Raw genomic sequence first — 23,436 nt, forward strand, 5'->3', positions numbered from 1 at the left:
ACTATCAGCTCGCAAAGCAGCGGGATAGGTATCATAAAGCCCTTAGGCAGGACGTGGCGCGCATTTTTGATCCAAATCGGCACGAGCGGGACGTCGGGGCGCTGTTGCGCCAAACGAAATACCCCGCTTTTAAACGGCTGTAACGCTAGATCGTCGTCCGTCTTGCGCGTGCCTTCGGGAAAGATGATGAGAGAGTGCGTCTGCAGCGCCTCGCTCATTTGCGCTAGCGACTCTAGCGGATCTTTATGGCGGCTGATTAGAACCATGTTAAACACGTTTTTAGCAAGAAACCTACGCAACGGCCCGCTCCCCCAGTACTCCGCCGCCGCGACGGGGCGCACGCGCTTTCTTGCGCGGTAAGGCAGCGAGACGAAAATCAGCAAAAAATCGCCGTGGCTAGCGTGGTTGGCGTAGTAAATTTTAGTGCCGTCGCCGATGCTTAAAAGCTCCTGCGGCGGCCGTACGCCCGTAATAAATATCGTTATGCGGCAAAGGATAAAATCAAGCGCGGCCGCTAAAAAATTTTTCATCTTGTATCCTTTTTACTCTTTTGTTTTTCAAATTCATTTTTTGTGACGCCCTCAATTTTACGATTGCGTGCGGCAAATGAGCTTTTACCCGCCTCGCCGAAAACGAGCTAGACATAAATTTGAGGCGATTAAAGCCGATACGGTTTTAAGTAATGCCTGCAATTTGCCGCTTTTGCTACTTGCCTTTGATTTCGCCGAATTTGATAAAACGCTCGAAATTAACCAAGCACGTTTTGCGCGCCTAGCGTCTTTTAAAGCGTCTAAATTAAGTAGACAAATTCGTCGTGATATTTTATCCTCGCCTCAAAAAATCTCGTAAATTTAAACAAGCTCAAATTTATAGCGATTACGTGCCCGCGCCGAGGCGAGCTTAAAACTTTTGCAATTATATCAAATTTAGACAAATTTACCTTGCGTAGATTTTGGAGATAGCTATTAAATTTATCCTCGTCCGAGGCTCCTTATTCCCCGCTTTTTAGTCCCATCCTCACGCGGTTTGCGCAAGTAAGCGCAAGCAAAAATATCGCGGCGTAAAGTACCCAGCTAAACCGCTCCGGTAGTCGCCCAAATAGCGCATATATCGTACCGATAAGCCCAAATATAAACGCGCGGTCGCTCTTGCCCATAGGCCCGTCATATCGCCTACCGCAACCGTGCACCTGCCCTAGAACGCCCAAAAACTCACTCATAAAAGATAGAAAGATAACGAGCGTGATAACGCCCCAGTCAAACGGCGCTACGAAGGCAAACGGCAGATACAGCGCGGCGTCCGAGATGACGTCCGTGGTTTCGTTCAGGTAGCCGCCCAGCGGGCTTTTTTGATTAAACTCGCGAGCCAGCATGCCGTCGATGGCATTTAGCACCATACGCAAAAACATCCAAACGGGCAGCAGAAAGAATAGCGTCGAAACTTCGGCGAATTTTATCAGAAGTCCGCCTAGCAGAACGGAAGTGACGCAGGCTGCGATCGTGACTTGATTTGCGCTGATGCTCGCGCCGTAAAGGCGTCTTACTAACGGACGAAGTAAATTTTGAAATTTGGGCTTTAACTCGTAAATCGTCATGAGGACTCCGAAAATTTGATTTTCGTATTGTCGCTTAAAAATGCTTGGAGGCAGATTAAATGTGTGGCCGGCTTTTGTGTGAGCTTTTTAATCGCCGATTTTTAAAAGCATTAGGATGGCGAAATGAACGATGAAAATCGGTACAGAGAAGCGCTCAATTCCTCTATGCGGGCCGCAAAAATTTATAAACCGTATGGGATTTCGTCGCGACAGGTTTCAACTTCGCTCTCTGCCGCAAATATAATAGACCCTGCGGCAAAGTCCATAAGACCTTATCGCGAAAATTCTAAATCATAGCGGCGCCGAGCCGGGAAGAGTACTTTTAAATTTCAAAATTTCGCGGCGGCGCAAAGCCTCCGTATTTGCGGATTTAAAGTCAAATTTTAGAATTTAATCCTGCCAGATATTTTCGTTTAATTTTAGACTTTTTACAATGGAGAGAAAGAATAGAAGCTCGTGCTTGATAGACGCCGCAGGACCTGCGCTAAGTACGCTACGATCTACGCTAGGCTCGAAACTATCGTATCCCGTGCGGATGAAAATATAGACGTTTTTGCCCGAAAAGCTTAAACTGATCGGTTCGCCGGCACCGCTTCTAAAGCGAAGCAAGCGCCGCATAAAGGCGGGCGTGAGGGCATACATTGCAGACACCGCATCGGCGCTATACACGCTAAATGCGGAGCTAAACTCGCTATCGTCCATCGCGATCTTCTTAAGTTCGCCAAGTGTTGGTCTCGCGCTGAGCGAAGGCAGGATCACCGCCACCGAGTTTACGCGCTTTTTAAATTCTGCGTAGAAAAAAATCCCCCTGCTGCTACGTCGTTCGTCAGTATGAGTCACGCAAACATCCGCAAAGCTAAAAAATACTCCGTCATAAACGCCGGAAATTTTATCTTCGCAATCAAAATAGCTTATGCCGTCTACGAAAAGACCGCTAGCGCGCAGATACGACGGCCTAAACGAGCCTGAAATTTCGTAGCGGTAGCCTAGGCTTGCGATATAGGGCGCGATATATTGGTGTTTAAAGGCGCGGACGAATTTTTTGGATCTGTTGTATTTGATCCGCTCCAGCGCGGCATCTGCGATATTAAACAAAGAAAGGCAGATGGTTACGAGTGCGATGACGAAGCGCAAGGTATCATTCTCGCACATTTCTACGCCTTTGGCAAGCATCCACAGCAAGGTGCAAAAGATAAATACGTGCACTATATTTGCATCTTTATTTACTACTCTATAAGAGATACTGCCGCAGCTAAATACCACTATGATCCAGCAGAGGCCTACTGCTGCTTCTTGATCTCTAAAATTGAGAAATAGCCACAGCGCCGAGGCCAGCACCGCTAGTATTATTATCGAAAACGCCGTGCCTTTATGCTGCTCCACCTCATCTAGGATGCCGAGTCTTAGTTTTTCCAGTTCGTTTGCGGTCATCTTTATCTTTCTAAATTTAGCTAGCAAATTTTAAAATTTAGCTTCGAATTCGCCCCTAAATTTAAAGAACTAAGCTTTAAATTTACAAAATCCGCGGAACTTCGCTCTTTAAATTTAGCGTAAAATTTAGCTTTGGCACAAAATTTCTACGATCACTTGCGGCAATAGCTCATGTTCGATCTCGTGGATTTTGGCTTCATAAGCTTCAAGGCTCATTCCTGCGCTCTTTTCAAACGCGCGCTGAGCGATAATCGCGCCGCCGTCAAGCTCCTCGCTGACCCAATGCACGCTCACGCCACCCACCTTCATATCGCTCTCGAAGCTCTGCTTAATCGCGTGCGCGCCCTTAAAAAGCGGCAGCAGCGACGGATGCAAATTTATCGCGCGAACCCTGTTTGTAAAAACAGGTGTGAGGATGCGCATAAAGCCCGCAAGTACCGTAAGCTCCGCGCCGCTTTTTTCGATCTCGCGCACGAGCGCGGCGTCGAATTCCTCGCGGCTAGCAAAATCTTTGTGATTTAGGATCACGCTTTGAAGTCCGAATTTTTCGGCCTTTGCTATGCCTCCCGCGTCCGCTTTGTTGCTTAGCGTTAGCACGACTTCGATTTTAATACCCCCAAAAACCTTGCCGTGCAGCTTCTGCAAAATAGCCTCCAAATTTGAGCCGCTGCCGCTAAAAAGCACGGCGAGCTTTTTCACAACCATTTTACCTCCTCGATGAGATCGAGCGGATTTAGCGCGTAGGAGTTTTTGGCGAAGGCTCGCGCGGCGAGTGCGTGGGCTAGGACGCCGCAGATCGAGGCTTGCAGAGGCGAGTAGTTTTGCGCGAGCAGCCCGCCGATGAGCCCTGCGAGCACATCTCCGCTACCGCCCTTTGCGAGCGCGGCGCTACCTTTGTCGCAGACGTAGATGATGCCAGCTTGGGCGATGAGCGTGTTTGCGCCCTTTAGCACGAGCACGCCGCTAAATTTATCGCTCCATGCCCGCGCAAACTCGAAGCGCCGCTCTTGCAACTCGCTCACGCTAAGATCTGCGATGCCCGCGATCTTTAAAAGCGAGCAGAACTCCTTTGGATGGGGCGTTAGGATTAAATTTGAATTGGCGTTTAGCAGGCTTAAAATTTCACGCTTGTAGCACAGATCGGCATCGATGACGCAGCTTTTGCCCCGCAGCGCGGCAAGATCGATCTTCCGCTCCCCCAGCCCGCAGCCGCAGACCACGACCCGCGCGTGCTCAAATGAGCTTTTTTGCATCAAAATCGGGCTTAGATTTAATGACCCCTCACTAACGACGCTAACGAGCCCGCTGCCGATCGCGTGAGCCGCTAGAGCCGCCATCTGCGCCGCTCCGCTCATCTGTCCGCTTACGACGTAGGTGTGCCCGAAGTCGCCCTTGTTGGTGTTTTGCTTCCTGCGCAGCGGCAGCTTCAGATCGCTTTTTTGAAGCAGAAAATATTCGCTCCCCCTTTCAAAATTTGAGCGCGAAATTCCAAGATTTGCGACCTTGATCCGTCCTACGCAATCCTTTGCCGCATCCGAAAACAGCGCGAGCTTGAGCGCTCCCATCGCGATCGTCAGATCCGCGCAAAACGCGCAGCCTAAAACGCGCCCGAGCTTGTCGATGCCGCTTGGAATATCGACTGCGATTTTTAGGGGTTTTGCGCTATTTGCGAGAGATAAAATTTCGCAAATTTCAGAGCTTAAGGCTTTGTTTAAACCGCTGCCGAAAATTCCGTCGATTATGCAGTCTGCGTTTGTAATCTCATCGCATAGGGCGCCGCTCGGCTCGCCGCAATCGTTGCCTGGCTTGCCGAAATCTCCGTCGTGTTCCGCGGTTTCAAATTTGGCGCTCGTAAATTTTGCGCTTAATTTATCGCCGCTTAAAATGTTTGCGCCGCTTAGGCTTTTGCCCTCGCCCCGCGGCTCGCTCTCACAAGAGCTAATGCCATTTAAAGAGAAACCTTCTACGCTTTCATGCGCGCAGACATCCTTGCTAGATGCGCCGCTTACGTGCCCGTAAGCGTCTTTTGTGCTTGCGATATCGATAAGCCTAACGCCCGCAGCCCGCGCCGCTTCCGCTTGAAATTTACCCGCCGCGCTTCTGTTTTGAAGCACGCAAAGCGCCGTGCAGCTAAAATCGCCGCTTAGCTTTCGCAGCGCCGCCATCGCATCCGCGCCGTTGTTTCCGCCGCCGCAAAGCGCCAAAACGCGCGAGCCCTTTTTGAGCCGCTTTCTGATCTCGCTCTCGATCCTGCCGGCGGCATTTTCCATTAAAATTTGCTCGCCAAGTCCAAATTTTGCGCTAGCTCGCGCGTCGAGCTCCTCGGTGCTAAAGAAAATTTTTTTCAAATTTCGCTCCTTATGCGAAAGCTAAGAGCCTCCAAAATATGCGCCTTAGCGATGATTTCGGCGCCTGCTAGATCGGCGATCGTGCGCGCGAGCTTTAGCGTCTTATTCACGCCGCGCTGCGAAAGATCGTAGCGGGTGATCGCCATTTGCAAAACATCCCGCGCAGCGCTTTCGCAGACGCAAAATTTTTCGGTTTCCTCGTCGCGCAGCTTTGCGTTTAGCTCGCTCTGTCCGCGAGCCTTTTGCGCGCGAAATGCCCGCAGCACCGCATCTGCCATCTCCTCGCTACAAACGTCGCTTCTGTCGTCCGCGCCAGTCTCGTCCATCGCGACATATATGTCAATACGATCAAGCAGCGGCGCGGAGATCGTGTTTTTGTAGCGCCTGATGTCGTTTAGCGAGCAGGTGCAGGTGAGGTTTTTGGAGAATAGATTTCCGCACGGGCAGGGGTTTTGCGCCGCGACGAAGATAAATTTCGTTTGGTATTTGACCTTGGAATTTACGCGCGAAATCAAAATTCTATTATCCTCCAGCGGCTCGCGTAGGCTTTCTAAAATTTGCTTGCCGAAGTGCGGCAGCTCGTCGAAAAACAGCTCACCGCCGTTTACGAGCGCGACCTCGCCGATTTTTGCGCCGCTACTGCCGCCGCCGAAAATCGAGCTGCGCGTACTGGTGTGGTGCGGTGAGCGGAAGGGGCGCAGCGCGCTAAAATCGACGTCTTTGTTATTTAGCGACTCGTAGGCGCACGAGAGCAGCACTTCGCCTAGGCTCTGCGGAGGCAGAATTCTAGCTATCCGCTTGGCGCACATACTTTTGCCGCAGCCTGGGCTGCCCTCAAAGAGGATATTGTGCATGCCGCACGCAGCGATCAGGCTCGCGCGCTTGGCGCGCTTTTGCCCTTTGACGTCTTTGAAATTGAGCGAAAAATCGCGGTTGGGGACGTAAATTTGCCCGTCAATCTCCACGACGTTTTTAAAAAGCGGATGGGTTTCTCGCATTAGCCTGCTTGCGGCGAACTCCTCGTCTAAAAAAAATCTGACCGCGTCGCTTAGGCTACCCACGGCATAAACGTCGTAGTTTGGGATCGTGCAGGCCTTTAGAGCGATGCTTTGCGGCACTAAAATTTTAGCGCGCTTCACCTTCGTGCTTAAAAAAAGCAGAATCGAAAAGAGGCTCGCCGTACTCTTTAAGCTGCCGTCTAAACCGAGCTCGCCAAAGACAAAGAAATCGCCGTCAATGCGCTCTTTTTGCAGCGCGATTAGAAGCGCGATCGCAAGATCGAAGTGCGAGCCGTTTTTGGGCGTGTCGGAGGGGGAGAGATTTATGATGATTTTGGACGCGGGAAATTTAAAATTTAAGCTCACAAGCGCGGCTTTTACGCGACTTTCGCTCTCTTTTATCGTAGCGCCCGCAAGGCCAACGATATTAAATCCCGGCAGCCCCCGCACGAATGTCGACTCGACCTCTACGGGGATCAGTGCATCCGTGAAGGCAGCGCATTTTAGGGATTTCATTTCGATTTTTCTTTTAGGCTTTTTTTGAATTCTTTATCAAATTTTTTGCGTTTGTTGTATCCGATGCGCTCGATGAAAAGATGTCCGTCGAGGTGGTCCATCTCGTGCTGGATACAGACGGCTAGCAGCTCGCTAGCGTCCATTTGCTGGGTATTGCCGGCGCGGTCTTGAAACTGCATCGTGATAAACTCGGCGCGCGTGACATCCTCGTAAAAGCCCGGCACCGAGAGGCAGCCCTCCTGGTAAACGACCTCGCCCTCCTTTTTTAAAATTTGCGGATTGATGATCTCGATGAGGTCCTTTTTGTCTTGGATTTTTTCCTCATTGGCTAAATTTATAATCAAAGCGCGCACGGGCTTGCCTACCTGGATGGCGGCAAGGCCTATGCCGTTTTTTGCGATCATCGTCTCGTACATATCGTCCAAAAGCTCGCCCAGCGCCGCGTCGAATTTCACGACCTCGGTCGATCTTTGGTATAGCTTTTTATTCGGATAGGTAAGGACGTCCAGGATCATCTATTTAAAGCTCTTTTGAAGTACTTGATCGATCAGTCCGTATTGCACGGCATCCTCGGCGCTCATGAAAAAGTCGCGATCGGTGTCCTTTTCGACCTGCGCGAGATCTTTGCCGGAATTTTGCGAAAGGATGTTGTTTAAAATCTCTTTCATTCGTAAAATTTCTTTGGCTTGGATCTCGATGTCGGTAGCCTGGCCTTGCGCGCCGCCTAGGGGCTGGTGGATCATTATGCGAGAGTTTGGAAGTGCGTAGCGTTTGCCTTTGGCTCCGCAGCTTAGCAAAAACGCCCCCATCGACGCCGCTTGACCGATACAGATCGTGCTTACGTCGGGTTTGATGTAATTCATCGTGTCATAAATGCTAAATCCGCTCGTAACTACGCCGCCCGGGGAGTTGATGTATAGATAGATATCCTTATCGGGATCCTCCGCCTCCAAAAACAGAAGCTGCGCGACGATCGAGCTTGCTACCGCGTCGTCGATCTCGCCGCTAAGCATTACGATACGATCTTTTAGCAGTCTCGAGTAGATGTCGTAGCTGCGCTCTCCACGACTAGTTTGTTCGATAACGTAAGGAATCACCATCTATTCGCCTTTCTCTTCTTTTTTGCCCTGCTTGGAGAAAATATCATTGAATAGCTTCTCCTCTATAAGTGCCATTTTAACGGCCGGCAGCATGCCGTTGTTGCGGTATCTATTTAGATGCTCCTTCGGATCGGCGCCGTAGGTGTAGGCTTCCATATAGACCGCTTGGACGAGCTCCTGATCGCTCACGTCGATCTTGCGCTTTTTGGCTAGCTCGTCGATTAAAAATGTAAGTTTGACGCTGTTTTCGGCAGCCTTTCTAAACTCTTCGCGCTTTTTATCCAGGGCGTCTTTGTTGTTTTTAAATTCCTCGATCTGCTCTTTTGAAAAGCCGCTCCAGGCGTTGTTAAACTGTAAATTTATCTCCTGCTCGACAATCGCTTTTGGAAGCGCGAAGTTAAATTTCTCGGCGAGCGCGTCTGCAAATTTAGGCTTTAGATCCTCGTTTATCAGCTTTTGAAGCTTATCGTTTTTGATGCGCTCTTTAATGCGCGCTTCAAATTTCTCCTTGCTCGGCTCTTTCTCGCCTGGAAGCGCTTTCTTTAACTCCTCCTCGCCGAGCTCTTTGGCAGGTTTTTTAGTCTGAATTTCATGAAGCTTGACTTTAAAGATCGCGTCCTTGCCGGCTAAATTTTTTGCGCCGTAATTCTCGGGGAATTTAACCGCCACGTCGCGCTCTTCGCCCACTCTAAGTCCGATCATACCGTCTTCAAAGCCAGGGATGAATTGATTTGAGCCGATCTGAAGGACGTAATCCTCGGCCTTGCCGCCGTCGAATGGCTTGCCGTCCACGAAGCCCTCGAAATCGAATTTTGCAAAATCGTCTTTGGCTAGAATTTTTTTGTTGGTTTTAGAAAGCGGCGCGATCATCTGCAAAAATTCCGCCACTTTCTCGTCGATCTCTTTTTGAGTAACGCGCGGGCTGCTAAATTTAGGGATCAGCTCCTCGTACCCCTCGACGTTAACCTCGGGTCTGAAAGAAATTTCGATCTCAACGTCGATGTCGCCTTCTTTTTCGTCAAATTTAGAAAAGACCGGCTCGGATAAAATTTCATCTTGTTTTTTCTTTAAAATTTTAAGAGACTGATCGATCATATTTTTAAGAAGCTCCTGCTTTGCATCGCCCTCAAGCTGTTTGCCGTATCGCTTCAAAACCACTGCGGTAGGCACTTTGCCCTGTCTGAATCCATCGATCCTTAGCTGCTTGGAGGCCTTTTTGGCTAGCTCTTCTACTTTTGCCGCGATCTGCTTTGCTCCAATCTTGCTCGCAGCTACCGCATTTGCGGCGTCTTTCATTTTTGCTTTTACTTCCATAAAATTCCTTTTAGAAAATTTAAAAATAGTGAATAATATATCAAAAAATTTCTTATTTAAAGTATAAATTTCCAAAATTTGCCGAGCCTAAGCGGCTCGAGGCTTTTAAATTTTAAAATTTTAAGAGCCTGCCTTAAAATTTAAAGCGGGCTGAGGCTAAAATTTTACCGATACGTTAAACATAAACTGCCGCGCGTAGCCCATTTGAATAGGTATCACGCTCGTGGTCGTGCCGGTTGAGGATGAGGTGTAGTATTTTTTGTCGGTCAAATTTTTGACGTTGAACGAAAAATTCGTATCATAGCCCGAAATTTTAGTATCGTAGCTCACGAAGGCGTCATAAACCACGGCATGAGGCAGCTTAAAGGCCGTTCCTGCGGGCACGTTCGGTAGGTTCGTGCGCATATAGTAGGTGTACCACGAGCCGAAGTATCGCGCGCCGCCGCCAAGCCTAAGCCCCTTTGCGCCTAGATGCGCAAAATCGTAGTTGGCAAATAGGCTTGCTTGGTGCTTCGGCGTCGCTTCCAGCGGTTTGCCGATTAGCACCGCAAAAGCGCCGTCGTCCTCGCGCACCCTCGTTTTGGTGTATGCGTAGCTTGCCGACATGCTAAGCCCCTGCGTCACACGCCCGTTTATATCGAGCTCAAATCCTCGCGAGCGAGCCTTGCCGATCGTCTCACTTATATTATTTACCGTTCGCAGGATGTTTCTTTTATCGATATTAAACACCGCCGCACCTGCAGTGACTCGATCGTTTTGAAATTTAGTGCCGAGCTCTACGGATTTGCCTTCCTCCGGCTTTAGATCGCCGCCTATCGCCTCGCCTATGGACATCTGCGGCGTAAAGCTTTGCGCGTAGTTAGTATATACCGACCACTGCGGGCTTAACAGGTACAAAAGCCCGCCCTGATAGGTCGTAGCAGCCTTTTTCTGATCGGTGTTGTTCGGTCCTTGCCAGCTTTGTTTGGCTACTTGATCGTAAAATTCCCTACGCACGCCCAAAGAAAGTATCAACTCGTCGGTTAAATTTATATTATCTTGGGTGTAAAGCCCGATCGTTCTTAGCTTTTGATATTGTATTTTTGGCTCTCTATCGTTCGTTAAGACGGCACCCGAAGCGGTCTGTCCGATAAGCATATTGATGCGTCCTGCGGTGCCTTTTAGCGCGCCCGGACGGTATCTGTAGTAGTTTTTGTAATCTGTGCCGAAAAGGACATCGTGCTTAAGCGGACCCGTTTCAAATTTGCCGTTTAGCGTGACGCTTGCTGCGTGCGTGCGGTGTATGAAATTATCGTAGTAGTTATACGATCGCGTCGTGCCGGTAAGGCCTTGGGGAGTGAATGGATTGTTCGGACGGACGTAGCCGTATTCGTGCTTGCTGCGCGAGAAAGCGTAGGCGCCTTTTAATATCCAATCCTCGCTAAATTCCTTCTCAAAGCCCAAATCAACCGTATCGAGCTTGCTTTGTAGTTTATTTACCGGCTCGTCGAAGCGGACTTTGCCGCTGCCGTAAATTTTACCCGTACTCGGCACTAAAAATGCGCCGCGATCCACCGGATCGGTAGAGCGACTATGGGTGTAGCCTAAGCTTATCGAATAATCATCTCCTTGATACGCAAGCGACGGCGCAAAGAGCGTGTTTTTTATACCGCCGAAATTTCGCCAATAATCCTTCGCGTAGTAATCGAATATAAATCTATACGCAAAGCCGCTGTCTGCGATCGGCCCTGTAGTATCAAATCCAGCGTCCCAATAGTTGCGGTTGCCCAGCCCGCCCCAAAGCTCATTTATAAACTCATACTGCGGCTTTTTGGTTACCATGTTTATGACGCCGCCTGGTTGCTGCGCGCCGTAGAGCATGCTCGCGGGCCCTTTTAGAACCTCGACGGATTGAATGGTTTTGTTGAAATTGTGCATCACGGCGCCCGGCACGCCGTTGCGCATAATCGAGCCGTCGCGACCCTCGCCAAAGCCACGCTTGATGATCGCATCGAAAATATTTCCCGTCGTATTTGCATAGCTTATGCCGCTTACGTTTTGCAGCGATTCCGCTAAGGTCTCTGGCTTTTTGTCCTTTAGATGCTGCTGCGTTACGACGTTTACGGTTTGCGGAATTTCTAAAATTCTCTTAGTCGTCTTGCCAATCTCGCTGCGTACGGCGCGATAACCGTCGTCGTTATTCGCCCATTCTACGACCTCGATATCGCCTAGGTTTTCGCCCGAGGCGGAGTTTGCTGCGGCGTTTTGTTCGGCGCAAGCAAAAGAAAAAAGCGCCAAAGCCGCGCCAAAACTCATCTTAAATTTCATTACCGAACTCCTTTTAGATAAAGCTTATCAAAACGGCGGATTTTAAACAAAAATTTCTTAAATTTAAATATATTATCATTAATATAATGAGATTGATAAAATTTCGCGCGGAATTTTAAAATTTATCAGCGTTATAAAAGGCGTTTTTGAGTAATATCGCGCATCGATTTTTAAGGAATTGCTAAAAATGGACGAAAAGAGCCGAGCTAAATTTGAAAACTGCGTGTCGCAGATGCTTGAAATTTTAGGCGAGGATCCGAAGCGCGACGGGCTTGCGAAGACGCCGGGGCGCGTAGCTAAAGCCTATGAGTTTCTAACTAGCGGCTACGAGCTGGACCCAAAAGAAATTTTAAACGACGCGCTGTTTGAGAGCAGCAACAATGAGATGGTTTTGATAAAAGATATAGAATTTTATAGCCTCTGCGAGCACCATTTGCTGCCTATCATCGGGCGCGCGCATGTCGCGTATATCCCGAATAAAAAGGTCGTGGGGCTTAGTAAAATTCCGCGTATGGTAAATATTTTCGCGCGCAGGCTGCAGATCCAAGAGCAGCTTACCGAGCAGATCGCAAGCGCAATCCAAGAGGTGATCCATCCGCTCGGCGTGGGCGTGGTGCTGCAGGCGCGGCACATGTGCATGGAGATGCGCGGCGTGCAAAAGATCAACTCGACCACGACTACGTCGGCGCTTAGGGGGCTTTTTATCAGCCGAAACGACACGCGCAAGGAATTTTTCGATCTAATAAATTCTCCGAAAACTTTTGGTTTTTAAAACGGCAAGCGTTAAAGAAAAATTTAGCAATTATGTTATATTATCGTGCGAAATTGATAAAAGAGCGAAATTGTCTGATTAAATTTCAGACAAATTTTAGAAAGGAATTTTATGCAGCGCGTTTATTTAGATAATAACGCCACTACGATGGTCGATCCCGAAGTTTTTGAGGAGATGAAGCCGTTTTTTTGCGATAAATACGGCAATCCAAACTCCCTTCACAGCTTCGGCAGCGAGACTCACCCTGCGTTAAGAACTGCGATGGATAGGCTCTATGCGGGGCTTGGCGCTGCGGATGCGGACGATATCGTCATCACGAGCTGCGCGACCGAGAGCAATAACTGGGTTTTAAAAGGAATTTACTACGATAAAATTCTAACCGGCGAGAAGGATAATATTGTCATAAGCTCCGTAGAGCACCCTGCAATCAGCGCGACCTGTGCTTTTTTAGAAAAAATTTGCGGCGTAAAGATCACTCGCCTGGGCGTCGATAAAGACGGGCTAATCGATCTTGACGAGCTTAGCGAAAAGATCAACGATAAAACCGCGCTTGTTAGCGTGATGTGGGCAAATAACGAAACCGGCACGATCTTCCCCGTAAAAAAAATCGTACAAATCGCACACGAGCATGGCGCGCTATATCATGCCGACGCGGTGCAAGCGATAGGTAAGATAAAGGTGAACGTGCGCGATGCGGACGTGGATTTTTTAAGCCTTTCCGGGCATAAATTTCACGCTCCAAAGGGCGTCGGCGCACTCTATATTAAAGATAGCAAGCCGCTTACGAGCCTGCTTCACGGCGGCGAGCAGATGGGCGGGCGCCGTAGCGGCACGCTAAACGTTTCTGGCATCGTGGGGCTCGGTAAGGCTTTAGAGCTAGCGAATAAATTTATGGATTTTGAGCGCACTCAGGTAAGCAGACTGCGCGATAAGCTGGAGGACGCGCTTTTACAAATTCCAAACGTAAGCGTCGTGGGCGACCGCAGCATTCGCGTGCCAAACACCATCCTTGCCTCAATCCAAGGCGTCGAGGGAGAGGCGATGCTGTGGGATCTAAATAAAGCGGGCATAGCCGCTTCTACCGGCTCTGCGTGTGCGAGCGAGGCGCTTGAGAATAACCCGATAATGGAAGCGATCGGCGCAGATAAGGAGCTGGCGCATACGGCGCTAAGACTTTCGCTGTCGCGCTTTACGACGGAGGCAGAGATCGATTATGCGATCGAACATATTGGTAAAGCTATCGCTCGTCTGCGCGGGATTTCAAGCACGTTTGCTTACGCGCCACAAGGTTATGAGAAAAATAAAGGATAAAAAATGGCAAAAAATAGTTTGATAAACGGCTCTATCTGGGAGCAATACTCGCAAAAAGTGCAGGACCGCATGAATAATCCTCGCTATATGGGCGAGATCACCGAGGAGGAGGCGAAGGCTAGAGGCGGTAAGCTAGTGGTCGCAGACTTCGGCGCCGAGAGCTGCGGCGATGCGGTGCGGTTATATTGGCTAATAGATCCTAAAACCGATAGAATTTTAGACGCTAAATTTAAAAGCTTTGGTTGCGGTACGGCGATTGCGAGTTCGGACACTATGGCTGAGCTTTGTATCGGAAAGACCGTCGATCAAGCGGTGAAGATTACAAATTTAGACGTAGAGCACGCGATGCGCGATAATCCCGATGAGCCTGCCGTACCGCCGCAAAAGATGCACTGCTCGGTAATGGCATACGATGTCATCAAGCAGGCCGCTGCGAACTATAAGGGGGTCGATCCCGCGCATTTCGAGGATGAGATCATCGTGTGCGACTGCGCGCGCGTGAGCCTCGGCACGATCAAAGAGGTAATCCGCCTAAACGACCTTCACACGGTCGAGGAGATCACGCAATACACAAAAGCAGGTGCGTTTTGCAAATCCTGCGTGCGCCCGGGCGGACACGAGGAGAAGGATTACTATCTGGTCGATATTTTAAAGCAAACCAGAGAGGAGATGGAGCGAGAGAGACTTCAAGCTCAAGCCAATGCGAGCGCCGCTACTAGCGCGAAAGCGGGAGCGGAGATGAGCTTTGAGCAGTTAAATTTGATCGGTAAATTTAAAGCGGTCGAAGGGGTGCTTGACGAGGATATCCGTCCGATGCTTCAGATGGACGGCGGCAATCTCGACGTCATCGATATCAGGCCTGCAGACGACGGCAAAACGGACATATATATCCGTTATCTTGGCGCTTGTAGCGGCTGCGCCAGTGGTGCGAGCGGCACATTATACGCGATCGAAAATGTTTTGCAAGAAAACCTTAGCCCAAACATCCGCGTAATGCCGATCTAGGGCTATTATTGCTACGGTTTGCATCTTGGCATAGTTTTTAGCGAAATTTTAAGAGCTTGAGCTTCTGCGCAAAAGCGGAGCTAAATTTCGCCCCTTAGCTAAATTCGCAATTAGACGCTAAATCTGCGTAGAATTTCGCCGTTTGCTTTTAAAAATATCGCAAATTTCGCTAAGGTTTTTCTAGCGTGAAATTCATCTGTAAAATCTTGTTTATAAATTTAATTAAAAGAGCTTCTTATTTCGCTCGTGCAAGTTTTTTTATGAGATTTCGTTTGTAAATTGGACATAGAATTTCTCCGCAAATTTTATCTTTTCATAAATTTCGATGAAAATGCGCCATAAATCGCATAATTTTAGCTGGCTATAATTTCTTTTTATTATAATTGCGCCTTATTTCAACTAAAAGGGGAGCAAATGAAAGTATTTGTTTTGGCAGCTCTGCTACTTGGTTTTCTATCTGCAAATTCTTTGGATCAGATCAAAAAAGATAGGCTCGTTCGCATAGGTGTATATAACGATCAGCCGCCGTTTAGTGCGCTCGTAGACGGCAAATACAGGGGATTTGAGATTGCTCTTGGCGAGAAGCTCGGTAAGGAGATTTTCGGCGATAATCCTGGCAAGGTAAAATTTATCCCAATCACGGCTTCAAGGCGCATTAGCGCTTTGCAGCGTAATGAGGCGGATATGGTGATTGCGACCTTTACTCCGACGCCCACGCGAGCGAAAAAAGTAGATTTTTCGGAGCCTTATTTTAAGGTGCAGGTAGGTGTGCTAGCCAAAAAAGACGAAAATGTCACGAGCTTCGATCAGCTGCGCAAAAAGAGGATTTTTGTCATCAAACACTCTCCTATTCACAATTTCTTACGCAAAGCGGGCTTTAGAAAGAATTTAAACTTTTGCGCCAGTTCGGCTAAATGTTACCGCGCTTTCAAAAGGGCGAAAAACGCCGTGCATGTCGATGATAACCTAATCCTGCACGCATACGCGATCATCGATAATAAAACGCAGGTTGCTTTGGATGGTCTAGGTAAGCAAACTTACAACGCAATCGCCGTGCAGAAGGGCAATAATGCGCTGCTAGAGCTAATCAATACATCTTTAGCAGGACTAAAAAAAGATGGATTTTTAGATAAGACCTTTGACGATACACTCGGGATTTTTTATCATGGTACGATCGATAAGAAGGAATTCTTGGTTGAATAAAATTTCGTGCAGAATTTAATTCGTGCGTTTGACTTCCGCGTAAAATTCAGTTCATTGTAATGATGGAGCGAGAAAAATACGTTGCGGGCTTAATTTGCTTTTAGAATTCGGTCTTGATTTTGCTTGCCTGTGTTTTGAGACATGTAATTTTTATGGGGGTTTATTTAAATTCTACTATTCATAGAATTTTTAGGTAAACTTGCAAAATTTCATTTTTTTGATGCATAAAATATTTTTTGTTATGCATATTTTAAATTTTATAAATTTATCTACTTGAAAGAAATTAAGAATTTAATAGAATTTTATGCAAAAATTTGGGCTTGAAATTTTATGTATAAAATCCTGCGTGGGCAGGGTGATAAATTTTGCCATAAAATTTTATGGCAAAATTATACGATCAGGCCCGCAGTATGTTTAATCTTAGCTGCGAATAAAGTCATTTAGGCTCTAAGACTTATGCTACTAGATAAGCTTAATGGGTATTTATAAAAACAACTTGCGCTGTAAAATACTTGCGACAATTTCGCGCAATGGCGCTTTTAGGAATTAAATTCTGCGACATTAAATCATAAAATTCTAAAAATTTCTAGCTATTCAAGTAGCGAAAACGTCTATTTTTTCGCTTCTTTCTGCGCGATCGGCGGGTCAAGCTGCATGATCTTATCGCCTAGGCGCTGAAAATTTGCAAGGCTTTTTAGATGGAAATACGCTAGCTCTAGATATCCGCGGCGCGCGAAATCCGCAAGCTTTTTATCGCTTAACTTCAAAAGCTTTTCGCGATCTACGACCGAAAAGCCGTTTAGCAGGGACGATTCCTTGCCGCTAGAGTTGATACCGAGCTCCTTGGCCTCTAAAATCCCCGCCTTTTGAAATTCCGCCGCGGCAACGCGCGTGCGCATATCTAAATCGGCGTAATTTTTCATCACCTCTTTTAAATTTTCCAAAAACGGCGTCGGCTTGCCGTCTTTAAAAAGCGCCTCACCGTCGCCTTTGATCTGCTGTGCGTCTTTGTCGAAGCAGATCGCCGTCTGCTCGCCGATCTGGGCTAGGAAAAACGGATAATTCTGCACCGAAGAAGGCACCGTTCCTTTATAATCCTTATCGATTAGAACGTTTTTGGTGCGCCCTAGCAGCGCCACCATTTTGGGTTCTTTTTCAATGGTAAATACGATAACGAGGTTGTCCGCGCAAAACGGGATCTCCGGCGCGATCACCGGTACGAAAGGCGCGGTGGGAAATGCGTCTGCGTGATATTTCAAATCCGCGTGTTTAACGCTATCTAATACGACTGGAGTCATGTTGATCCTTTAAAAAATTTTAGTAATTATATAAAAAAGAATATTAAAATTCTAAAGGGTTTTAAAATTTCAGCTGTTTTTACTTGTGTAAATTTAGACATTTGGAATTTTAAATTTGATAGAATCACCGTTAAATTTAAGGAGCGAAAGTGGGCTTGGATGAGCTTTTAGCGCTCGCGACGAACGCCGCAAAAAAGGCAAACGCCGCGATAATGCAAAACTACGATAAATTCGACATTTTCATCAAAGCGGACAGATCGCCGCTTACGAATGCGGATCTCGCGGCAAATGATGTAATAATGAGCACCCTGGAGCCTAGCGGCATCGCGATCTGCTCGGAAGAATGCGTGCTGGATAGCAAGCAGCGCATGAGCGAGGAGAGATTTTGGCTCATAGATCCGCTGGACGGCACGAAGGAGTTTATCGCGCGCAACGGCGAGTTTTGCGTCTGCATCGCGCTGATCGAGCATGGGCGCCCGATTTTATCGGCGATCGGCGTGCCCGTAAGCGGCGACATATATAGCTCGAATGGCGGCGGAGTCTATAAAAACGGCGCGCTGCTCGCTCGCCCCGCTAGCGCGCCGCAAATCTTCATGCACGGCCGACATAGCAAATCCGAAAAATATCCGCAATTTGCGCAAAAATTTAAAATGCAGCTCGTACGCAAAGGCTCTGCAATAAAATTTTGCATCTTAGCCGAGGGGGGTGCGAGCGCGTATGCGAGATTTAGCAACTGCTCGCTTTGGGACATCGCCGCGGGAGATTTTTTGCTGCATCAAAGCGGCGGAGCGGTAGTGGATCTAAAGACGATGAAGGCGCCGCTTTATAACGGAAAAAGCCTGATAAATAACCACTATTTGGCGGTCGGCGCGAATGCGATGAAAAATTTATCTGAAATGTTAGAATTCGCAAAGAACTTTTAAGCTAAATTTATAGTAAACGTCTTATAATATAAGTCCAAAAATTTTTTATCAAAGGATAAAAACATGAAGGGCTTTACTATGATCGAATTAATTTTCGTGATCGTGATTTTAGGTGTTTTGGCGGCAATTGCCATTCCAAAACTAGCAGCTACGCGTGATGATGCGGAAGTCGTTAGAGCAGCGCAGAACGTATCTACATCACTGACTGATCTAATGGCTTATTATACTTCGCAAGGCGAGTATGATAATAGCACGACAGGTTTTAATAACATGACGAATGTTAAAAATCCTATTACCGCAAAGAATAAGGTTTGTGCTACATACACTGTCGATAGCAAAAATAAGGTTACTCTTAAAAAGAGTACAGATGGCCTATGTGCTCACGTATGGGAGATGCCGGGGTTAAAGAATATAAATGCTGTCTATTCATCCGACGCTTTATTGATTATTCAATAGAGCTTCTTTGGCGCAGGGACTATCTCTGCGCCTTTTTATTTATAAATCCAAGAAAAATTCCAATCATCCAAACAATTGCGAAAAATATAAAGATAAAGCTCCAAAATTGCGCCAGATCCACGCTTTTACTTGCTGGAAACAGATACCAGCCTCCGCTATAAAGCGCCGTTAGCTTAGCTTGCAGCCCCTCTAGCGTTACATCAGTTGGTACTGCCGGTATGTCGAATGCGCAGCTGTTAAATGTCTTAAAAATTGGCACTATGCTTAGATCAAAATTTAAAAATCTCACCGCTCCACCACAGCCGCTCATCCCGCTCATATCTCCGCTCCCTCGCAGTACCGTGTGAATTTTAGCTAAATTTAGCGATGAGACAAATCCTAACGCCGCGCCGTAAAACCATACCGCATATCCGCAAACCGCGCCGTAAACGCTCTTGCCGCAAACTGCTAAAATCACCGCTCCTAGCGCTATGGCGCAAAGTGCGAATCTCACGTGAATGCTAAAGCTTTCCGGATAGATAAAAAGGAATTTTTGCAAGAAAAAATATGAAAATGCTAGCCAAAAAAGCGCCCAAATAGCGCAAAAGGCGAGAAATCTTTTAGAGTATCTGTTTTGAAATTTTAAAATCATAAAAATCCTTTCCGCGCATAATTTTATAATAAATTGCAGATATTTTTGCTAAAATCCCAGCTTTCATAGCAAAAATTTCAAGCAAAGGGTAAAATTTTGAAGGGTTTTTTACGCAGATTAGAAAGAGCTTTTGATGCGTTCGCAAATATCTTAGGCGTATTGAGTATCGTATTTTTGGCGCTTTTAGTTATAGTCGTTTTTTACAATGTTGTGGCGCGTTATCTTTTTCCTGCCGCAAATTCCGTCGCTATGCAAGAACTTACGTGGTGGCTATATTCGGCGATGTTTTTATTCGGTGTGACCTACGCACTCAAAGAAAACGCCCACGTTCGCGTGGATATTTTTTACGAAAAATTTAGCCCCACTGCAAAAGCACTCATAAATATCTTAGGCACGATATTTTTCATTTTGCCTTTCGTGGCGCTCGTGGCGTTTTTTTCGATCGATTATGTGAGCGAGGCTTATACGAGCCATGAGGCCAGCGCCAATCCCGGCGGCATGCAGCATCTTTGGATCATCAAGTCCGCAATCACGCTTAGCTACGCGTTTTTATTTATCTACGCATTTGGATTTTTGATTAAAAATATTAACGCCCTGCTTGATGTTAGGGAAAACAAGGGCTCGGAATTTCTTAGTGGGAATTCTTCGGGCGCGCAGAGTGTGTGAGGGCAAAATGAGCTTAAATTTAAAATTCTATAAATTTTACGCTTTTCGCGCTTGGGCGGAATTTTGCCACGGCGAGATAAAAGGTGGCGAGCTATGATAGGCATAGTGATGTTTGCGGCAGCGCTTTTTATGCTGCTACTCGGTTTTCCCGTTGCGTTTACGTTCGGCGCCGTGGCTGTGATTTTCGGCTTTATCTACGGACTTAGTGAGGCGTGGGATTACGCGCAGGGCTTTGAAATTTTAACTGAAGCTTTCGAGGATATGAGCAGGCAGTTTTTTTCACTGATGCCTAATAGAATTTACTCGATTATGGAAAATCAGCTGCTAATTTCGGTGCCGCTTTTTATTTTGATGGGTATGATTTTGCAAAAGACTCGCCTTGCGGAGCGTTTATTAGAGTCGATGGCATTTTTATTCGGCGGCGTACGAGGTGGCGTGGCGATCAGCACCGTTTTGGTGGGCGCGCTACTTGCGGCTACGACGGGCATCGTGGGTGCGACTGTCATCGCTATGGGCGTCATCAGCCTGCCCGTGATGATGAAATACGGCTATGATAAGCCACTGGCTACCGGCACCATCGCTGCTGCGGGCACGCTTGGGCAGATTATTCCGCCTTCTATCGTGCTGATTATTTTAGGCGATATACTTTCGGTCTCTGTGGGCGATCTTTTTTCTGCAGCAGTTATTCCGGGGCTCGTGCTAGTGGGTTTTTACGTGATTTATATTGCGATTATTTCATATATTTGCAAAGATTATGCGCCGCCTGTTCCGCCGCTAGAGGGACTTAGCAAATCAAAGCAAATTTTTATCGCGCTTAAAAACGTCGTGCCGGTGCTCGTGCTGATTTCGCTCGTTTTGGGATCTATTTTTGCGGGCATCGCTACGCCTACGGAGAGCTCGTCGGTAGGCTGCTTGGGTGCGATAGCGCTAGCTGTTTTATACCGCACGTTTTCGTTTAGGCTGATCTATGACGCGCTAAAAAATACCGCTAAAATTTCAGGTATGGTTTTTATGATTTTGATGGGCGCCACGGCATTTTCGATGATTTTTTCTTACACGGGCGGAGATGAGGTCGTAAAAAATTTTATGGAGAATCTGCCCGGTCAGGCATGGGGATTTATCGCTCTTACGATGATAGTTATCATAGTGCTTGGATTTTTTCTCGATTATGTCGAAATTTCATATATCATTTTGCCGATACTTTTGCCGATAGTAGAGTCTTTGCATATCAATCCCGTGTGGTTTGCGATCTTAATCGCTGTAAATTTACAAACATCGTTTATGACGCCGCCATTTGGATTTTCGATATTTTTCTTAAAGGGCGTGACGCCGCCGCAAATCCATACCACGGATATTTACAAGGGCGTACTGCCTTTTATTTTATTGCAAATTCTAGTGCTATTAACGCTCGCAATCTTTCCGGGGGTTTTTGGTTTAAAAGCTTTTTTAGGCTAGAAATATTAAAATTCACGCTAAATTTAACCTAGGAGCTAAAAATGGCTAAAAAGCTTATCGATGTTATGGATACGACCTTTCGCGACGGATTTCAGTCAGTTTTTGGTGCGCGCGTGGCGATGGAGGACTTCCTGCCCGCCGTTAGCGCGGCGAAGGACGCGGGCATCACGCACTTTGAGTTCGGCGGCGGTGCGCGGTTTCAGAGCCTGTATTTTTACCTAAACGAAGACGCGTTTGAGATGATGGATAAATTTAGAAGCATCGTGGGCGAGGGGGCGAACCTGCAGACCCTTAGCCGCGGCGTAAATACCGTCACGCTCGATACCGGCAGTCGCGAGATCATTGATCTGCACGCCAAGCTTTTTGCCAAGCACGGCACGACGACGATTAGAAATTTCGATGCGCTAAACGACGTGGAAAATTTAAAATTTAGCGGCGAGTGCATACATCGCCACGGTCTTAAACACGAAGTTGTGGTTACGATGATGGATCTGCCACCGGGATGCAGCGGCGCGCACGATGCGGCATTTTACGAGAGAATTCTGCGTCAAATTTTAGACGCGCAGATCCCGTTTGACAGCGTCTGCTTCAAAGACGCAAGCGGTACCAGTAGCCCGCAGAAGGTCTATGAGACGATCAAGCGCGCGCGTAAAATTTTAGGCGACGGGGTGCATATCCGTCTGCACACGCACGAGACGGCGGGAGTTAGCGTCGCATGTTACCAGGCTGCGCTCGTTGCGGGCGTAGACGGCATCGACCTTGCCGCGCATCCCGTAAGCGGCGGCACTAGCCAGCCGGACATCCTCACGCTGCTGCACGCGACGAAGGGGCAAAATTTTGACCTGGGGCTAGATGCAGAGAAAATTTTAAAATACGAAGAGATTTTGGGCGAGTGCTTGAAGGATTACTTCATGCCGCCAGAGGCTACGCAGGTAAGCCCGCTCATTCCGTTTTCGCCTATGCCGGGAGGCGCGCTTACTGCAAACACTCAGATGATGCGCGATAATAAAATTTTAGACAAATTCCCGGCCGTCATCAAGGCTATGCGCGAGGTCGTCGAAAAGGGCGGTTTCGGCACGAGCGTAACGCCGGTTAGCCAGTTTTATTTCCAGCAGGCGTTTAACAATGTAATGTTCGGCCCGTGGAAAAAGATCGCCGAAGGCTACGGCAAGATGGTGTTAGGCTATTTCGGCAAAACGCCCGTTAAGCCGGATGAAGGCGTGATTAAGATGGCGGCGGAGCAGCTGGGACTACAGCCTACGACCAAACACGCCGTAGATATCGCTGATGCCGACGAGAGCAAGAGCGTCGCGTATGCGCAGAAGATTCTACGCGAGCAGGGCATCGAGCCTAGCGAGGAGAACATATTCATAGCGCTTGCGTGCAAAGAAAAGGGCATCGCGTTTTTAAAAGGCGAGGGCAAGGTGATGAGTCGTAAAAAAGAGGACGTAGCGCCCGCTGCAAGCCATCAAAACGGTAATTCTAAAAACGGCAAATTTGACGTTAAGATTAACGGCAAAATTTACAGCGTAGAATTCGCCGGGCAAAACGTGCTCGTAAACGGCGATCGATACGACGTTAGCTTCGATACCTCAGCGCCCGCAAAGCCGCAGTCGCAACGCTCCGCCGGCGAGCAGCCCACTGCTAACGCGCGAGGTGGTACGGACGATAACGATATAAAAGCGACGCTTCCTAGTAACGTATTTAAAATTTTAATAAAGGAAGGCGACGCTGTTAAGGCGGGACAGAATGTCATCGTGCTTGAAGCGATGAAGATGGAGATAAATATCGAAAGTCCGCGTGATGGCATAATCGATAAAATTTTGATCGCTCAAGGCGATACGGTCGATGCCGATCAAGTGCTTGCGATTTTAAGATAAGCTCTAAATTTAGGCGGGCGCTTCCGCCTAAATTTCATGGCGACCATCCTCGGTGCTTAAGCGAGCTCACCTAAATTTTAAGCTATAATAGCGCAATCTTTTATCAAAATTTAATTTAAAAAGGATGCAAAATGACAACTCCGAACGATCTGGATAAACTAGGTCTTAAAAATATCAAAAAAATCAACCACAACCTAAGCTACGACGAGCTTTTCGAGCTTGAAAAGG

At 47.6% G+C, this 23,436-nt stretch carries 21 protein-coding genes; 9 read left to right on the plus strand and 12 right to left on the minus strand.

What is annotated here, in order from left to right:
• The 10 genes from Q0117_RS02410 to Q0117_RS02455 form a co-directional block, all read right to left on the minus strand.
• Positions 1-530 (minus strand): lysophospholipid acyltransferase family protein (locus Q0117_RS02410; RefSeq protein WP_297922022.1); only part of this gene is annotated, 530 nt, incomplete at its 3' end.
• A gap of 461 nt (positions 531-991) precedes the next feature.
• Entirely contained in the window at positions 992-1,594 is a 603-nt protein-coding gene (locus Q0117_RS02415) for a CDP-alcohol phosphatidyltransferase family protein (RefSeq protein ID WP_297922025.1), read from the minus strand.
• A gap of 390 nt (positions 1,595-1,984) precedes the next feature.
• On the minus strand, positions 1,985-3,025 hold the full coding sequence (locus Q0117_RS02420; protein WP_297922028.1) for a DUF3137 domain-containing protein: 1,041 nt from the start codon (positions 3,023-3,025) through the stop codon (positions 1,985-1,987).
• Between the two features lie 126 nt (positions 3,026-3,151).
• A complete protein-coding gene (gene purN, locus Q0117_RS02425; protein WP_297922031.1) occupies positions 3,152-3,730 on the minus strand; it encodes a phosphoribosylglycinamide formyltransferase in 579 nt (192 codons plus the stop codon).
• Positions 3,721-5,373, minus strand: a complete 1,653-nt coding sequence (locus tag Q0117_RS02430) for an NAD(P)H-hydrate dehydratase (protein WP_297922034.1) — start codon at positions 5,371-5,373, stop codon at positions 3,721-3,723. The genes purN and Q0117_RS02430 overlap by 10 nt, the downstream gene beginning before the upstream one ends.
• Positions 5,370-6,887 (minus strand): YifB family Mg chelatase-like AAA ATPase, encoded by a 1,518-nt coding sequence (locus Q0117_RS02435; RefSeq protein ID WP_297922037.1) that lies wholly within the window; start codon positions 6,885-6,887, stop codon positions 5,370-5,372. The genes Q0117_RS02430 and Q0117_RS02435 overlap by 4 nt, the downstream gene beginning before the upstream one ends.
• Entirely contained in the window at positions 6,884-7,402 is a 519-nt protein-coding gene (gene def / locus Q0117_RS02440; protein WP_297922040.1) for a peptide deformylase, read from the minus strand. The genes Q0117_RS02435 and def overlap by 4 nt, the downstream gene beginning before the upstream one ends.
• Complete coding sequence (clpP, locus tag Q0117_RS02445) at positions 7,403-7,987, minus strand: ATP-dependent Clp endopeptidase proteolytic subunit ClpP (RefSeq protein ID WP_295150849.1); 585 nt, start codon at positions 7,985-7,987, stop codon at positions 7,403-7,405.
• Complete coding sequence (gene tig, locus Q0117_RS02450; RefSeq protein ID WP_297922043.1) at positions 7,988-9,301, minus strand: trigger factor; 1,314 nt, start codon at positions 9,299-9,301, stop codon at positions 7,988-7,990.
• Positions 9,302-9,457: 156 nt separating this feature from the next.
• Complete coding sequence (locus Q0117_RS02455; RefSeq protein ID WP_297922046.1) at positions 9,458-11,608, minus strand: TonB-dependent receptor; 2,151 nt, start codon at positions 11,606-11,608, stop codon at positions 9,458-9,460.
• 187 nt (positions 11,609-11,795) lie between these two features.
• On the opposite strand from Q0117_RS02455, the gene folE reads away from it, so the two are divergent.
• The 4 genes from folE to Q0117_RS02475 all read left to right on the plus strand — a co-directional run bounded on the left by folE (position 11,796) and on the right by Q0117_RS02475 (position 15,899).
• Positions 11,796-12,380 carry a GTP cyclohydrolase I FolE gene (gene folE, locus Q0117_RS02460; RefSeq protein WP_291938777.1) on the plus strand — a complete coding sequence of 195 codons (585 nt, stop codon included), beginning with the start codon at positions 11,796-11,798 and terminating at the stop codon, positions 12,378-12,380.
• Positions 12,381-12,491: 111 nt separating this feature from the next.
• Positions 12,492-13,691 (plus strand): NifS family cysteine desulfurase, encoded by a 1,200-nt coding sequence (locus tag Q0117_RS02465; RefSeq protein ID WP_297922050.1) that lies wholly within the window; start codon positions 12,492-12,494, stop codon positions 13,689-13,691.
• Between the two features lie 3 nt (positions 13,692-13,694).
• On the plus strand, positions 13,695-14,696 hold the full coding sequence (locus Q0117_RS02470; protein ID WP_297922055.1) for an iron-sulfur cluster assembly scaffold protein: 1,002 nt from the start codon (positions 13,695-13,697) through the stop codon (positions 14,694-14,696).
• A 414-nt stretch (positions 14,697-15,110) separates the two neighbouring features.
• Complete coding sequence (locus Q0117_RS02475; protein ID WP_295150838.1) at positions 15,111-15,899, plus strand: transporter substrate-binding domain-containing protein; 789 nt, start codon at positions 15,111-15,113, stop codon at positions 15,897-15,899.
• Between the two features lie 611 nt (positions 15,900-16,510).
• Here Q0117_RS02475 and Q0117_RS02480 read toward each other — a convergent pair.
• Positions 16,511-17,197, minus strand: coding sequence for a SapC family protein (locus tag Q0117_RS02480; RefSeq protein ID WP_297922059.1), 687 nt, complete (start codon positions 17,195-17,197; stop codon positions 16,511-16,513).
• Between the two features lie 149 nt (positions 17,198-17,346).
• Here Q0117_RS02480 and Q0117_RS02485 point away from each other — a divergent pair, with 149 nt between their 5' ends.
• Together Q0117_RS02485 and Q0117_RS02490 are read left to right on the plus strand one after the other, a co-directional pair.
• Complete coding sequence (locus Q0117_RS02485) at positions 17,347-18,120, plus strand: 3'(2'),5'-bisphosphate nucleotidase CysQ (RefSeq protein WP_297922062.1); 774 nt, start codon at positions 17,347-17,349, stop codon at positions 18,118-18,120.
• A gap of 63 nt (positions 18,121-18,183) precedes the next feature.
• On the plus strand, positions 18,184-18,576 hold the full coding sequence (locus Q0117_RS02490) for a type II secretion system protein (protein ID WP_297922065.1): 393 nt from the start codon (positions 18,184-18,186) through the stop codon (positions 18,574-18,576).
• Positions 18,577-18,595: 19 nt separating this feature from the next.
• Here Q0117_RS02490 and Q0117_RS02495 read toward each other — a convergent pair whose 3' ends face one another.
• Positions 18,596-19,207, minus strand: a complete 612-nt coding sequence (locus tag Q0117_RS02495) for a disulfide bond formation protein B (RefSeq protein ID WP_297922068.1) — start codon at positions 19,205-19,207, stop codon at positions 18,596-18,598.
• Between the two features lie 96 nt (positions 19,208-19,303).
• On the opposite strand from Q0117_RS02495, the gene Q0117_RS02500 reads away from it, so the two are divergent.
• The 3 genes from Q0117_RS02500 (at position 19,304) to Q0117_RS02510 (ending at position 23,208) form a co-directional block, all read left to right on the plus strand.
• Positions 19,304-19,873, plus strand: coding sequence for a TRAP transporter small permease subunit (locus Q0117_RS02500; RefSeq protein WP_005871495.1), 570 nt, complete (start codon positions 19,304-19,306; stop codon positions 19,871-19,873).
• 93 nt (positions 19,874-19,966) lie between these two features.
• The gene (locus Q0117_RS02505; protein ID WP_297922072.1) at positions 19,967-21,328 is read left to right on the plus strand and encodes a TRAP transporter large permease subunit; all 1,362 of its coding nucleotides are present in this window, start codon (positions 19,967-19,969) and stop codon (positions 21,326-21,328) included.
• Positions 21,329-21,369: 41 nt separating this feature from the next.
• The gene (locus tag Q0117_RS02510; protein ID WP_297922075.1) at positions 21,370-23,208 is read left to right on the plus strand and encodes a biotin/lipoyl-containing protein; all 1,839 of its coding nucleotides are present in this window, start codon (positions 21,370-21,372) and stop codon (positions 23,206-23,208) included.
• Positions 23,209-23,436 lie beyond the last annotated feature (228 nt).

The organism is uncultured Campylobacter sp. (assembly GCF_937997535.1).
GTDB lineage: Bacteria > Campylobacterota > Campylobacteria > Campylobacterales > Campylobacteraceae > Campylobacter_B.